Below are 13879 nucleotides of genomic sequence, written 5' to 3' on the forward strand. Positions count from 1 at the left end.
GACGCGCGCCAGGGCCTGGGCACCATGGACAGGGGCACCGTCCAGCCTTGGAGCGCTGAGCAGCAGATGAGCGACAGCCCTGAGCCCGCCGGCGGCCCGCCCGTCTCCCGCCAGGAGTTCGACGCGCTGTTCGAGAGCGTGCGCACGTGGGGCCGCTGGGAGCCCGCCGGCCGGGGGGCCTTCAACCGGGTGACCGCCGGCCATGTCCGGCGGGCCCTGTCGGTGGTGCGGGACGGGCACGTCGTCCCGTTGGGGCGGCCGTGGGACACCGTGGCCGGGCCCGACAACGCCAAGCCCGCCCTGCACTACATGTCCGACCTCGGCGACGTCGAGGCTCCCGAGCCCTCCACCCACAAGGACTTCCTCGGCGCCGACTACCACGGCAAGGGCGTCAGCCATCTGGACGCGCTGTCCCACGTCGCCTACCGCGGGCGGCTCTACGACGGCGGTACGGCCCGGGAGCTCGTCGGCGCCGGAGGTGCCCACTTCGGTGGGGTGTCGGCGCTCGGGCCCCTGGTCACCAGGGGAGTGCTCCTCGATGTGCCCGCCGCCGAGGGGATCCCCTGGCTGGAGCCGGGGCAGGCCGTGCGCGCCGCGGACGTCCTCGCCGCGGAGGCGGCGCTCGGCGTGGAGACCGGCGAGGGCGACGCGGTGCTGCTGCGGGTCGGCCGGTTCCGGCGGCGGCGGGAGGTGGGCGCCTGGAACCCGGACGAGGCCTGTGCGGGCTTCCACGTGGACGCCCTGCCGCCGCTGGCCGAGCGCGGCATCGCCCTGCTCGGCAGCGACGGCGACAGCGACGTGCGGCCCTCGCCGGTCGAGGGCGTGCACTCCCCCGTGCACGCGCTCGCCGTCGCCGCGATGGGGGTGCCGCTGCTGGACAACCTCGACCTCGAGGCGCTCTCCGCCGCCTGCGCCGCGACCGGCCGCTATGCGTTCCTGCTGGTCGTGGCCCCGCTGAACGTCCCGGGCGGTACCGGATCGCCCGTCGATCCAGTCGCCGTCCTGTGACGGCCGGGCACTGACCGCACCGGCGGGCCCACCGTCCACACCTCACTCCGGTATGTCGGGAAAGTTCTAAAATGGAACAACAGTGCAGCCGCTCCGGTCTGCGGGCGGCCAGTGCCGCACGTACCGACGAGGGAAGTGATCCGGATGGGGCTCGTGGCGGACGACATCGGCCCCGTACTCGCCCGTGAGCAGTTCCTCCGAGGCGGGTCGGTCGAGGCGGACGTGCGGAGTCCGATCCTGGATTCGTGGCAGCGCTCCCTGTCGCTGGGGCTCTCCCCGGAGGGCTGCGAACTCCCCTACACCGAAGACCTCGACCTGGACGGCCGCCTCGCGCGCGCGGCCGGGCCCGTCATGGACCGGCTGCAGGCCAGGTTCACGGACCGGAACATGAACATCGCCCTCGCCGACGGGCGCGGCGCGGTGCTGCAACGGCGTTTCGGCGAACCCTCCTCGGCCAGGCGGCTGGCCCCGATCCAGAGCGTCCCCGGCTTCGTCTTCGCCGAGAAGTACGGCGGCACCAACGGCATCGGCCTGGCGCTGGCCGAGCGCCGGCTGATCAACGTCTACGGGGCCGAGCACTTCGCCGAGCGCTCCCAGTCCAACGCCTGTTCGGCGATCCCCGTCCGGGACCTGCTCAGCGGGCGCATCGAAGGGGTCCTCTGCTTCGGCTACCCGTACACCGATGCGGACGCGGCGCTGGACGTCATGATCAGCAGGGCGGCGGGCGCCATCGAACGGCGGCTGCTGGAGCAGAGCTCGGCGCGCGAACGCGCCCTGCTGCGGGCCTACCTCGACACCAGGCGCCGCGTAGCGGCCGACGACGCCGGCCGCGACGGGCAGCCCGCCGAGCTCACCGCGAGCGGGCTGGACTGGCGCGACCAGATGATCCTCAAGGAGAAGGCCACCGAGCTGATCTCCACGGGTCAGAGGGCCGCCGTCGAGGTGTCCCTGCCCGGCGACCGGCGGGTCACCCTGCTGAGCCGCCCGGTGACCAGCTCCTCCGGCGTGGAGGGCGTCGTCATCGAGGCGATCCTGCCCTCTCGGCACCAGCGCCTCGCCGTGCCCACCGAGGCCCCCGCGCCGACCGGACTCCTGACACCGCGGCCCCTCACCCCCACCGTCCCGCCGGCCGGCCACCGGCCTCCGGGCACCGGGCCCGGCCGGCCCTCCGCGACCGCCCGCAGGCCCGGCGGACGCGGCCCGCTCGGCACGGCGCCCGCCCCCCAGCACGACGATGACGGTGCGACCAGCGGACTGGTGCTGGTCGGCGAGCCCGGGGTGGGCAAGTACGCCGTGGCGGCCCGGCGCCGCCTGGAGCTGCTGTCCGAGGCCAGCACCCGCATCGGCACCACCCTGGACGTGAGCCGCACCGCCCGGGAGCTCGCCGAGATGTCCGTCCCGCGCCTGGCCGACTTCGTCACCATCGACCTCCCCGAGGCGGTGCTGCGCGGCGACGAGCCGACCGACCCCGCCAAGGACCTGCACCGCACGGTCGTCCACGGCATCCGCGAGGACTGCCCCTTCTACCCCGCGGGCGAACGGGTCCACCTCCGGCCGACCACACCCCAACTGCGCTGCCTGACCAGTGGCAAGCCCGTCCTGGAGCCCGACCTGAGAGCCGCCGCCGGCTGGATCTCCCAGGACCCCGCGCGCGCCCGGCGCCTCCTCGACCACGACGTGCACTCCCTCATCACCGTCCCCCTCATGGCCCGCGGCATCGTCCTGGGCATAGCGAGCTTCTACCGCGCGCAGGACCCCGCGCCCTTCGGGGACGACGACCGTTCGCTGGCCCAGGAACTCGCCACCCGGGCCGCCATCTGCATCGACAACGCCCGCCGCTACACCCGCGAACACAGCATGGTCCTGGCCCTGCAGCGCAGCCTGCTGCCGCACGGCTTCCCCGACCAGAACGCCGTCGAGGTCGCGCACCGCTACATGCCCGCCGAGTCCGGGGTCGGCGGCGACTGGTTCGACGTCATCCCCCTCTCCAGCACCCGCGTCGCCCTCGTCGTCGGGGACGTCGTCGGCCACGGGCTGCACGCCGCCGCCACCATGGGCCGGCTGCGCACCGCCGCCCGCAACTTCGCCGAGCTGGACCTCCCCCCGGACGAGGTCCTCACCCACCTCGACAACCTCGTGGGGCGCCTGGACCGGGAGGAGTGCGGCGAGGACCCGTCCGCCGGCATGACCGGCATCATCGGCGCCACCTGCCTGTACGCCATCTACGACCCCACCTCGCAGATGTGCGCCATGGCCAGGGCCGGCCATCCCCCGCCCGCGCTGGTGCGGCCCGACGGCACGGTCACCTTCCCCGACCTGCCCGCGGGCCCGCCGCTGGGGCTGGGCGGCCTGCCCTTCGAAACCGCCGAGTTCCACCTGCCCGAGGGCAGCCAGCTGGTCCTGTACACCGACGGGCTCATCGAGGACCGCGACCGCGACTTCGACACGGCCCTGGAACAGTTGCGCCGCGCGCTGGCCCACCCGAACCGCCCGCCCGAGGAGACCTGCCGGGAGGTCGTCCGGACCGTGGTGCCCGAGCATCCCGCCGACGACATCGCCCTGCTCGTCGCCCGCACCCACACCCTGGACCCGCAGCGGATCGCCACCTGGGAGCTGCCCGCCGACCCGGCGCTCGTCTCCTCCGTCCGCGCCGCCGTCACCCGCCGGCTGTCCGAATGGGGGCTGGACGAGATCTCCTTCTCCACCGAACTGCTGCTCAGCGAGCTGGTCACCAACGCCGTCCGGTACGGCTCCGGCCCCATCCGGGTGCGCCTGCTCTACGACCGCGCGCTGACCTGCGAAGTCGCCGACACCAGCAGCACCGCCCCGCACCTGCGCCACGCGGCCACCACCGACGAGGGCGGTCGCGGCCTGTTCCTGGTAGCCCAGCTCTCCCGGTCCTGGGGCACCCGCTACACCCCCGAGGGCAAGGTCATCTGGGCCGAGTGCCCCCTGGAGGTGCCGGGGAGCAAGGCCGTCCTCGCCGAGGCGTACGTCGATTTCGACGACATTCCCGCCATTTGACGGACCGTCCGGGACCGGGACGGAAGGTGGCCGTAGCATGACCGGAATGACCGGAATGATGGGATCGGCGAGAACGGGGGAAATGGGGCAACCCACTCCCCTGGTCCGCATCCGCGGTCTGCGCAAGCGGTTCGGCGGCACGCTCGCGCTGGACGGGGTCGACCTCGACATCGGCCGCGGCAGCGTCCTGGCCCTGCTCGGCGCCAACGGTGCCGGGAAGTCCACCCTCATCAAGGTGCTCGCGGGCGTCCACCACGCGGACGAGGGCGAGGTGACCGTCGCCGGTCATCCGCTGGGCAGCGAGGCGGCCTCCCGCACCATGTCCTTCATCCACCAGGACCTGGGACTGGTGGGGTGGATGACGGTCGCCGAGAACATCGCCCTGGGCACCGGATATCCCCGCCGCGCCGGACTGGTCTCCTGGCGGCGCACCCGCCGGCAGTGCGCCGACGCCCTGTCCGTCGTGGCCGCGCACCTCGACCCGGACGCCGTCGTCGCCGACCTCACGCGGGCCGAACGCTCCCTGGTGGCCATCGCCCGCGCGCTGTGCACACGGGCCGAACTGATCGTCCTGGACGAGCCGACGGCCAGCCTCCCGGCGGCCGACTGCGCACGGCTCTTCGACGTCCTGCACACCCTGCGCGACCGCGGCCACGCCATCGTCTTCGTCACCCACCGCCTCGACGAGGTGTACAAGGTCGCCGACACCTTCGCCGTGCTGCGCGACGGACGCGTCGTCAGCCACGGCCCGCTCGCCGGCCACGGCCCCGCCCGGCTCGTCCACGACATCGTGGGCCACGAACCGGGCGGCCACCGCTTCGCCGCACCCGCCGCCGGACCGCCCGTCCTGAGCCTGGACGGCGTACGGACCGAGCACACGGGCCCGGTCAGCCTGCGGCTGCGCGCCGGGGAGATCCTCGGCATGGTCGGCCTGACCGGCGCGGGGCACATGGAACTGGGCCGTGCCCTCGCCGGCTCCCGTCCCCTCCTCGGGGGACGGGCCCTGCTGGCGGGACGGCCGTACCGTCCGGGCACGGTCACCGCGGCGGTCGACGCCGGCACCGGCTTCGTCACCAGCAACCGCCAGGAGGAGGGCTGCGCCGCCGAACTGACCGTACGGGAGAACTTCCTGGTCAATCCCCGGGCGGGCGGTCTGCCGGGCGGTTACTGGATCAGCCCGGTGCGTGAGCGCGCGGAGGCGACCGCCCTGATGGAGCGGTTCTCGGTGCATCCCCGGGACAGCGAGGCGCCGATCGCCACCCTGTCGGGGGGCAACCAGCAGAAGGTCATGATCGGCCGGTGGCTGCGGCTGAGCCGGAGCCTGCTGATCCTGGAGGAGCCGACCGCCGGAGTGGACGTGGGTGCCAAGGCGGCCGTCTACGGCCTGCTGCGGGACGCGCTGGCCGGAGGGCTCGCCGTGCTGCTGATCTCCACCGACTTCGAGGAGGTCGCGCAGGTGTGTCACCGCGCCCTGGTGTTCGTCCGCGGGAGGGTGACGGAGGAGCTGAGCGGCGACGCCCTCACGGTGGGCGCGCTCACCCGGGCCGCCTCGGCCATGCCGGCTCTCACCGGGACACCGTGACGATGGTCCCACCGCCTTCGCCCCGTCGTCCCCCGCTGGGCCGCCGGTTCGGGCACCTCGTCGGCGCCTACGGACTGCTGCTGCTGACGGTCCTGCTGTTCCTGGCCTTCTCCCTCGCGCTGCCGGACACCTTTCCCACGCTGGACAACATCTCCGCCGTCCTGTCCAACCAGTCGATCCCCGCCGTCCTCGCGCTCGGCGCGATGATCCCCATCGCCACCGGCAAGTTCGACCTGTCCATCGGCTACGGCCTGGGCCTGGCGCACGTCATGGCGATGCATCTGATCGTGGGCGAGGGGTGGCCCTGGCCGCTCGCCTGCCTGCTGGTGGTCCTGGGCGGGGCGGCCGTAGGCGCCGTCAACGGCGTCGTCGTCGAATTCGCGCGGATCGACTCCTTCATCGCCACCCTCGGCACCGGCAGCATCATGTACGCCTTCACCGGCTGGATCACCGACGGCGCCCGGATCGTCCCCGGCCCGCACGGCCTGCCGGCCGCCTTCACCGCCGTCTACGACTCCCGGTTCCTCGGCCTGCCGGTGTCCGCCTTCTACGTCCTCGCCCTCGTCGCCGCGCTGTGGCTGCTGCTGGAACGGCTGCCGCTGGGCCGGTACCTGTACGTCATCGGCTCCAACGCCCGCGCCGCCGACCTGGTCGGCATCCCCTCCCGGCGCTTCGTCATCCTCGCCTTCACCGGGTCGGGCCTGATCGTCGGCATCGCCGGGGTGCTGCTGGCCGCGCAGCAGCACATCGGCAACCCCAGCGTGGGCATGGACTACCTGCTGCCCGCCTTCGTCGGCGCGCTGCTCGGCTCCACGGCGATCAGGCCCGGCCGGGCCAACGCGCTGGGCACCCTCGTCGCCGTCACCGTCCTCGCCGTCGGCCTCGCCGGCATCGGCCAGCTCGGCGCCCGGTTCTGGGTCACCCCGCTGTTCAACGGCGGAACCCTGATCGTCGCGGTCGGCCTGGCCGGCTACGCGGCCCGCCGCCAGTTGCGGCAACGACGCACGGAACCGTCCCCGACGGCACCTCATGACCGGCCCGGAGCCCCCTCGTGACCCTCCGGCCGGCGAGAGCGGCCGCGAGCGCGGTCGTCCTGGCAGTAGTGGTGGCCATGGCTGCCGCCGGCTGCGAACGCGGTTCCTCGACCGGTCCCACGTCCTCCCCGACCGGGCCGGCGAAGGCCGGCTGCCCCGCCGCCCTGGCCGGGGCCGAAGCGGCCGTCCGGCGGGCGGAGCAGACCCGCATCGCCTGGAACGGCCCCGCCGGCGGCCCCGCGGCGGCCACCGGCAAGTCGGTCGTCTACGTCGCCCAGACCATGACCAACCCCGGTGTCGCGGGCACCGCCAAGGGCGTGCGGGAGGCCGCGCACGCCATCGGCTGGCGGGTCCGGGTGATCGACGGTCAGGGCACCCCCGCCGGCATCCAGGCGGCGTTCAGCCAGGCCGTCGCCCTGCGGCCGTCGGGCATCGTCATCGGCGGCTTCGACCCCCACCTGACGTCCCAGCAGGTCGCGAAAGCCAACGCCGAGCACATCCCGCTCATCGGCTGGCACGCGGTCGGCGCCCCCGGCCCGAGCGAGGACCCCGAGCTGTTCACCAACGTCACCACCAGGGTCGAGGACGTCGCCCGGATCAGCGCCGACTGGGTCATCGCGCACTCCCGCGGCAACGCCGGGGTCGTCGTGTTCACCGACGCCTCGATCCCCTTCGCCCGGCACAAGTCCGGGCTCATCGAGAAGGAGCTCGCCACCTGCGCGGACGTGCGGCTCCTGGCGCGGGAGAACATCCCCATCTCCGACACGAGCAGCCGCACACCCCAGGAGGTCTCCGGGCTCCTGTCCCGCTTCGGCGACAGCTGGACCCACTCCGTGGCCATCAACGACGTCTACTTCGCCGACGCCGCCCCCGCCCTGCGCGCGGCCCGCAGGAAGGGCTCCGGGCCCCCCTTCAACATCGGCGCCGGCGACGGCGACCCCTCCGCCTTCCAGCGCGTCAACAGCGGCCAGTTCCAGGCGGCCACCGTCCCCGAACCGCTCAACGAACAGGGCTGGCAGATCATCGACGAATTCAACCGCGCCTTCACCGGCGAACCCCCCACCGACTACGTCGCCCCCGCCCACATCGCCACGGCCACCAACAGCGGCGGCCTCACCACCTGGGACCCGCCCGGCTACCGGGCGGCATACCGGAAGATCTGGGGGCGGTAGGGGAAGGCACTTGATCGCGAAGGGCTTCCAGCAGGTCCTGACCTGCTACCAAATGATCACGTTCAAGATCCTCTGCAGTGCTCCCGTGATCCCTTGCGATCGAATTCGCACATTTATCACGAACTCGTGCACACGTTCCTATGGTTCCTGCATGGCTACGCACCAACCCCAACCCTTCCGGAACGGGCCACCGATCTGGCGTGACCTCATCGGCGAAGCCCTGTGGAACGACCTGCTCGAGAAATTCCCCACCCGCTGGCACCCACACGGGGAACAGCTCATGGCCCAGGACGAGAGGGGCCGCTGTGTCATGGCCCTGATCAGCGGTCAGGTGAAGGTGATACGCAACGAAAGCAACGGCGCGGTCACGTTGTTCGCCATTCGGGGGCCGGGAGAACTGCTCGGTGAGGTCGCCGTGCAGGACGGTGGCCTGAGGCTCGCGAACGTGGTCGCGCTGTCGCGGTGCCGTGTCGCTGTCATGAGTGCCCCGGAATTCCGGCACTTCGTGCGGAGCAATCGGCTGGAGTCTCCACTGAACCTGACCGGTCTGGCCCGCTGGCGCGAGACCACACGGATTCAAGGCCGTGGCGATGCCCTCTTCCGCCTCGCCGAGGCGTTACTGAGGTTCGCCGCCGTCTTCGAGCCGTCGGAACCGACGTCGGTCAACCTCCGGCTGACCCGCACCGACCTCGCCCAGCACCTGGCGGTCTCCCGGAATCTGATCAGTGAGTTGCTGGCCGATCTGCACTGCTGGGTACGCACGGGGCACGGCCACATCCACATCCACGATCTTCCCGGACTGCGGGATTTCGTAGCCCTGCATCACGAGTGACACCCGCTGTGTAACGCGCACCACTCCGATTGTGCACTCACCTGGCAGACCTGCAGGGCCGACTGAGGGAACCTTGTGGTCACGGAGGCGATCGCCTCTCGGTCCTCATGCAGAAGCCCCACCAAACCCTGTGGACACGCACAGATCACTCGAGGAATCTCCATGACCCAGTACCCGCATACCCCATTACCCGCGAGCTCCGCTCCGGCGCACAGCAAAAGCAGGCGCCTTCCCCCTTACCAGGGAATCGTGGCCGTCGACGCTGAAGGCTTCACACGGCAACCGTCCATCGAACACGAGCGGATCAGTCGTACCATTCCAGAGCTGCTGCGCCTGTCGTTGGAACAGGCCGGACTCGAGGAGGTTTGGAACGACCGGCGGTTTCCTGCCTCAACAGGCGACGGATACGTCTTCGGCTTCGACCCTTCACTGATCCCCTTCCTCGTCGATCCCTGGCTGGAGACCCTGCAGAAGCTCCTGACCGAACTCAACCTCCATGCCGCAGGGGGCGTGCACACCCGTGTCAAGGTCAGCCTCAACGTAGGTCCCCTCTCCAGGACAGGTGACCCGCACGGCGGGAACGGCACGCCTCGTAACGACACACACCGACTCCTCGACTCGCGCCCAGTCAGAACGTTCCTCGCCGAATCAAGCAAGTACGTCACCCAATTAGTGGCCATCCTCTCCGACCGTTGTTACCAGGACGCGGTGGCCGGTGGCTACACCGGACGCCACCCACACCAGTTCATCGAGGTCCCGGCCACTGTCGCGGGCAAGCAGTTCGAACAGCGGGCGTGGGTGCTGGTGCCGACGCTCTCAGGGAATCTGGTCGACCAGCGGCTCACAGGCGCACAGACCGGCAACGGAGATCAACAGAGCGCGTCCGGCACGCAGTTGCCGCCCGCAGCAGAAGCGAAACCCCAGCGGCTCACGTACCGTGCCGACAGGGGAAATCTGAACATCGGAACAGTGTTCGGGGGCCAGAGTGTGGACAACTCGGCCTTTCCCCGCGACCGGCAGGCGGACCGCCCGTGAGCCCCGGCGACCACCCACGCGCCACCACATCGCGTGCGAGCACGGAGCGGCCAGAGAACGACACCATGGCGTTCAAGGACCTGGCGGACATCCTGAGTGACGAGAACCAGCCGTTCTCACTTGTCTACGCACCCCATGGCAATATCAACGCCGGCTCCGTACACGGTGGTCAGCACGTACAGAACCACAGCGAACGCGCGCCCCTCGGCCGCAGACCGGTGGAAGCCCACGAGGGTCCGATATCCGAGGGCGAGATCACAGCGGCCACAACCGGCTTCGCCGAACCGGACTGGTTTCCTCTGGCCCTGCAGAAACTCAATACAGGCCTGCTCTTCCTCACGGGCGAGCCGGGCACCGGCCGGAGAACCGCGGCTCTGAATCTGCTCCACAGGCACAGCGGCGGGAGCATGGCCCTGCACGCCGTCGACAGCGACGTGGAGCTTCACTCCTGGAGCCCCGCTCGCTCGGAAATCCGCGGCTACCTCGTGGACGGGCTCATCGCCAGCTATCCGACTCAAGCGGGAATGCTCGGCAATCTGCGCCGACTGCTGCGCGAGGCCGACTGCCGGATGGTGATCGTCCTGCCCGACGAACCGGTACTCGTGCGCGTTTTGGAGCGCGATCTCGCCGACAGCCACATCCGGTACCAGGCCCCATCGCCGCGTTCCGTATTCGAGGCACGCCTGGCCGCCCTTGTGCCGAACCAGCAAGGACGGACACATCTGCTCGCGGGGCTGGAGCCTGGTCTGATCGATGCGATGCTGGCTCCGGAGCTGGTGCCCGCAGAGGTGTCCGAGCTCATCACCTCCATGATGCATCACATGGACGGCGCCCGCGATCCCGCCCAGCTCCATGAACGTCTGAGCTTCCTGGCCGAGGGGGAAGTGCCTTCTCTTCTCAGCAAGTTGCATGATGATCCGGACGGTCTGGCATTCCTTCTCGCGGCATGCGTGTTCGAAGGCATGGACTACCGAATCGTCCGGGACGAGTCGGAGCGCCTACTGGAAACGGCCCAAGGCAGACTGAGCTCGGTTCTCGGCGGCGCGCACCTCTCGAAGGCGCCCGCACTCAATCCCCAATTCATCTTCAGAAGGCCATTGCACGATCTCTTGCACACGGTGCGGGCCCAGTGCGGCCCCAAAGAGATCCACTACGGCCCCACCTTCGGCTATGCGGTCGAACCGGTCCGGTTCACCCGCCACCGGCAGGCCGAAACGGTCCTCAGACACGTTTGGAGGGAGTATGGGCAGGTCTCCCCTTTGCTGACCCACTGGATGGGCGCCGTCAAGGACGACATCGAGCTCACCCGACGTGTAGGCAGCGTCATGGGCATGGCGGCAAGCTGGGGAGGGGGCCGGCGAGCGCTGCAGCACGTCAGGGACCTCGCCTCGTCCGATCGAGCGAGTAGTCGCATGATTGCGGCATACGCTCTGGGTGTGGCAGGTGAGGACTTGGTGCTGGTCACCGAGGTCAAGTCCCGCCTGCAGGGCTGGAGTAAGGCCTCCGGCTGGCAACTGCGTTCCACAGTTGCACATGCTTGCGGCACGGAGTTCGGGATCGCACGACCGGACTTCGCGATGGGTCTGCTCAAACGCTTGCCTCGCGATTCCACGAACGCGAATGAGGAGAGCGTCGACGAAGGGATACAGACTGCCCTGCTCAGTCTGTTCAGCGCCGGGGCCCAGTCGACGGTCTTCCAGCACCTGGCCGCCTGGGTGGACAGCGGAGGCCACGAGTCGCGGCATGCCCTGCACGCTTGCTCGGTCTTGCTCGAGGACTCCGCGTGGTTCCGGCAGGAGTTGCTCGAGCAAGGGGAAGTCGCCGAACGGATAGTGACTCTCGTGGGCAGCGCGCTAGACGAGTCGGCCACATTCAAGGCGACTTCCCACGCAGTGATCCAGTGGTGCCGCACGGCGACATGGGACGGGGATCGGCACCAGGCTCTGGAAAACCTGCTCACCGGCCTGGCCCGGAACCCGGGCCACGGTGCCATGCGCTTGTTCGTCACCCTGGACCGCCTCGACGAAATGGAACTGGCCGGCCGGGACATCGCCCATCAGGCATTGGACGTCTGGCGCAATAACGACGACCCCACGGACTGAAGGTAAAGCAATGAGCATTGTCGAATGTTCCAGCCCGTTCGACGCCTTCGAGCGCCATGTCACGCAGGCACTGCACACCGAAGGAGCTGATGAACCGCACTTCACTGGCGTATTCGGCCCACGAAGCCTCACAATCCCGGAGGCCCGGTCCCTTCTCTATGACCGTTCACAGGACGATCGTGCTTGCGATGAGATCTGGCGGCACGTCATCATCGCCGCACAGCACGACGAACCACCGGGAAGGGAATTCTGGCACCTCAGTGCGCTATGGCTGGCCATTCCCGCACTCCGCAGCCGGGGATACCGAATCGCCTATCGGTTACGCGCGGACCGGCGGGACATCGAAGGGGAGATGACACTTGCCTTCATCGAGGCGCTGCTCGCCGCTGATCCCGCCCTCGACCGCCCAGGGCGGTATCTGCTGCGGACAGCCAGCGGCCGGGCTTGGGAAGCCGCCCGCCGTCACCTGCCCGAGACGTGTACGGGCACGATTGAAGCGACAGCCCCGGTCCACCAGATCTTCGAGGTTCCCGGACCGCAGCGATACGGGCATGTATCGGCATCCTGGCGAGTCGTCATGACTCGTAACAGCGTTGAAGGCGAACGGCTGGGAGCTCTGGCGCGGAATCTAGGGCTGGACGCTGCTGTCTCCGCCGAGCACCCACGACGCCACGGAACCCGCACTGGAACCATTCGGCTGCGTCGAGCCGCGGTGCGGTCCTCCGGGGAGGCGAAGTGAATCACGAACCGGAGCAGCCGCTGACTTTCTCCGAGGTATATGGACTTCCCGTGGCCCTGAGCATGCGCACCGCTGCCCGCGCATTCGATGTGAGCGTCAACACGGCCTACAAGCTGGTGAAATCGGGCGAGTTCCCCTGCGAGACCATTCGCGTCGGACGCCAGCACCGCGTACCCACGGCCGCCGTCATGCGCGCCCTGGGGATCGAGGAGATTCCCGTCTACACCGAGGACATCAGAAAAGGCATCGACTTCGCCGCCGAGTCCGAATGGGACGAGTCGGACGACACGCTGTTCTAGAGGAGGAACAAAAACGTGAACTCGTGCTATGTCATCTACCCGACCAGCGAGACGGAACCCCATCAGCCGTATGAGGAGATCGTGCTCGCCGCCTGCCGCCGGCTGGAGATCGAGCCGGTACTGGCCCCGCTCACCGGCTCGACGGAAGAGGCCGCCGAGCAGACGTTCCAGTCCGCCGTGGGTGCGGACCTGGTCATCGCGGATGTCAGCGGCGGGAACCCGCGGGTTATGTACCTACTGGGGCAGCGTCAGGCAAGTGGCCGGTTCACGCTGGGAATCGGTGAGCACGGCAGGGTTCCCCTGGAGGTGCCGGGGGTCCATACCGTTCGCTTTACCCGCACCCCACGCGGACTGATCAACGCCCGCAGGGAACTGGAGTGTGCCATCGAGGACCGGCTCCTCGATGGGCCGGTGGGGACTGCCGACGCGCTGTCCCCCCGGCCGGACGCTCCTGCTGCCGAGCCCGCGCCCGAAGAGGACGCGGAACCTGGGTTGCTGGACCGGATCTCGGACACCGAATCCCAGTTAGAGCCCATTGTCGCCGACCTGGATGCCATCACCGAATCCTTCGACTCCATCACCGTCCTGACAGGAATGATCGGCGCGGAGGTACAGACAGTCGCGAGTTCGGGCGCTCCCACGAGTGCACGACTTGTGGTGGCTGCCAAGTACGCCAAAGCAATCGACGGCCCCAGCACCGATATGCTGGACGCAGCCACACGCTTTGCTTCCCGCATGTATCTGATCGACGCGGGGGTGAGATCTATGTTCGAGATCATCGCAGCGAAACCGCCAGCGGAACGCGAAGGGGAGATGGCCGAGCTTCTGGAGGAATTAATCTTCATGGCAAATTCAGGGCGTTCCTGCGTGGAGACATTGGTGACCTTCGACAGCACTGTCGAAGAGCTCGGCGAGCTGAGTCGCGTACTGCGCGGGCCCACCAAGCGGATCAAGTCCGCCCTCCGCCAGATGGCCAGGGGTTGCTCGGTCATGGACGACTGGGAGCAAGAGGCGCGGCGCCTCCTGCACCCCTGACCCGGCTGCACCGTGCC

At 69.6% G+C, this 13879-nt stretch carries 11 protein-coding genes; all 11 read left to right on the forward strand.

Features of this window, described 5'->3' with window-relative positions; translation table 11 throughout:
- The first annotated feature begins 66 nt into the window (after window positions 1-66).
- On the forward strand, window positions 67-1008 hold the full coding sequence (locus ACIG36_RS12680) for a cyclase family protein (protein ID WP_399925983.1): 942 nt from the start codon (window positions 67-69) through the stop codon (window positions 1006-1008).
- Between the two features lie 144 nt (window positions 1009-1152).
- A complete protein-coding gene (locus ACIG36_RS12685; RefSeq protein WP_399925985.1) occupies window positions 1153-4032 on the forward strand; it encodes a SpoIIE family protein phosphatase in 2880 nt (959 codons plus the stop codon).
- A gap of 82 nt (window positions 4033-4114) precedes the next feature.
- Window positions 4115-5614 carry a sugar ABC transporter ATP-binding protein gene (locus tag ACIG36_RS12690; RefSeq protein WP_399925987.1) on the forward strand — a complete coding sequence of 500 codons (1500 nt, stop codon included), beginning with the start codon at window positions 4115-4117 and terminating at the stop codon, window positions 5612-5614.
- Window positions 5615-5616: 2 nt separating this feature from the next.
- Complete coding sequence (locus ACIG36_RS12695) at window positions 5617-6669, forward strand: ABC transporter permease (RefSeq protein WP_399925989.1); 1053 nt, start codon at window positions 5617-5619, stop codon at window positions 6667-6669.
- 56 nt (window positions 6670-6725) lie between these two features.
- Window positions 6726-7820 carry a substrate-binding domain-containing protein gene (locus ACIG36_RS12700; RefSeq protein ID WP_399926452.1) on the forward strand — a complete coding sequence of 365 codons (1095 nt, stop codon included), beginning with the start codon at window positions 6726-6728 and terminating at the stop codon, window positions 7818-7820.
- 151 nt (window positions 7821-7971) lie between these two features.
- A complete protein-coding gene (locus ACIG36_RS12705; RefSeq protein WP_399925991.1) occupies window positions 7972-8652 on the forward strand; it encodes a Crp/Fnr family transcriptional regulator in 681 nt (226 codons plus the stop codon).
- 249 nt (window positions 8653-8901) lie between these two features.
- Window positions 8902-9687: a hypothetical protein gene (locus ACIG36_RS12710; protein ID WP_399925993.1), complete on the forward strand. Its 786-nt coding sequence runs from the start codon at window positions 8902-8904 to the stop codon at window positions 9685-9687.
- Window positions 9688-9752: 65 nt separating this feature from the next.
- Window positions 9753-11789, forward strand: a complete 2037-nt coding sequence (locus ACIG36_RS12715; protein ID WP_399925995.1) for a hypothetical protein — start codon at window positions 9753-9755, stop codon at window positions 11787-11789.
- A gap of 10 nt (window positions 11790-11799) precedes the next feature.
- The gene (locus ACIG36_RS12720; protein WP_399925997.1) at window positions 11800-12528 is read left to right on the forward strand and encodes a hypothetical protein; all 729 of its coding nucleotides are present in this window, start codon (window positions 11800-11802) and stop codon (window positions 12526-12528) included.
- Window positions 12529-12578: 50 nt separating this feature from the next.
- Window positions 12579-12827 (forward strand): helix-turn-helix domain-containing protein, encoded by a 249-nt coding sequence (locus ACIG36_RS12725; RefSeq protein ID WP_399925999.1) that lies wholly within the window; start codon window positions 12579-12581, stop codon window positions 12825-12827.
- A 15-nt stretch (window positions 12828-12842) separates the two neighbouring features.
- Window positions 12843-13862: a hypothetical protein gene (locus tag ACIG36_RS12730; protein WP_399926001.1), complete on the forward strand. Its 1020-nt coding sequence runs from the start codon at window positions 12843-12845 to the stop codon at window positions 13860-13862.
- Window positions 13863-13879 lie beyond the last annotated feature (17 nt).

It is taken from the genome of Streptomyces sp. NPDC053048 (assembly GCF_044547045.1).
Classification (GTDB): Bacteria; Actinomycetota; Actinomycetes; order Streptomycetales; family Streptomycetaceae; genus Streptomyces.

Excerpts from the sequence above, each read along its gene's own strand:
- ACIG36_RS12720 (WP_399925997.1), top strand. The coding sequence starts at position 11,800 with ATGAGCATTGTCGAATGTTCCAGCCCGTTCGACGCCTTCGAGCGCCAT.
- ACIG36_RS12690 (WP_399925987.1), top strand. The coding sequence starts at position 4,115 with ATGGGGCAACCCACTCCCCTGGTCCGCATCCGCGGTCTGCGCAAGCGG.
- ACIG36_RS12695 (WP_399925989.1), top strand. The coding sequence starts at position 5,617 with ATGGTCCCACCGCCTTCGCCCCGTCGTCCCCCGCTGGGCCGCCGGTTC.
- ACIG36_RS12685 (WP_399925985.1), top strand. The coding sequence starts at position 1,153 with ATGGGGCTCGTGGCGGACGACATCGGCCCCGTACTCGCCCGTGAGCAG.
- ACIG36_RS12705 (WP_399925991.1), top strand. The coding sequence starts at position 7,972 with ATGGCTACGCACCAACCCCAACCCTTCCGGAACGGGCCACCGATCTGG.
- ACIG36_RS12715 (WP_399925995.1), top strand. The coding sequence starts at position 9,753 with ATGGCGTTCAAGGACCTGGCGGACATCCTGAGTGACGAGAACCAGCCG.
- ACIG36_RS12700 (WP_399926452.1), top strand. The coding sequence starts at position 6,726 with ATGGCTGCCGCCGGCTGCGAACGCGGTTCCTCGACCGGTCCCACGTCC.
- ACIG36_RS12680 (WP_399925983.1), top strand. The coding sequence starts at position 67 with ATGAGCGACAGCCCTGAGCCCGCCGGCGGCCCGCCCGTCTCCCGCCAG.